Below are 307 nucleotides of genomic sequence, written 5' to 3' on the forward strand. Positions count from 1 at the left end.
TCGCAGAGATCCACCCGTGCCTGGTCATGATCCGCCATGCCGGAAAACGCAAAGAGACCAAAGGCTCCAAGGGGCAGCGACAAGATCAAAATGTCCCGTGGCCAGCGGTCGGCGTGCGCAAGCGCGCAGTCGAGTGCCCTGGCGGCCTTGCCGTTGATCGCGAGAGACAGGACGCCAACGTGACTCCGCTCCCGCTCGGTCCCATGCCGGGCGACGAGTTCCTCGGCGGTAGCGATTCTAGAAAGCGCCTCCGCAGATTCGGCTTGAATGGCATGAAGGCGTGCGCGCGCCGCATACGCCAAGGCAA

Annotated in this window: 1 protein-coding gene; it reads right to left on the reverse strand. The window is 63.8% G+C overall.

Annotated elements, in window-relative coordinates; translation table 11 throughout:
* Positions 1–307 (reverse strand): tetratricopeptide repeat protein (locus M8009_RS18955; RefSeq protein ID WP_250064040.1); only part of this gene is annotated, 307 nt, incomplete at both ends.

This window comes from Halomonas gemina (genome assembly GCF_023554995.1).
Lineage (GTDB): Bacteria > Pseudomonadota > Gammaproteobacteria > Pseudomonadales > Halomonadaceae > Halomonas > Halomonas gemina.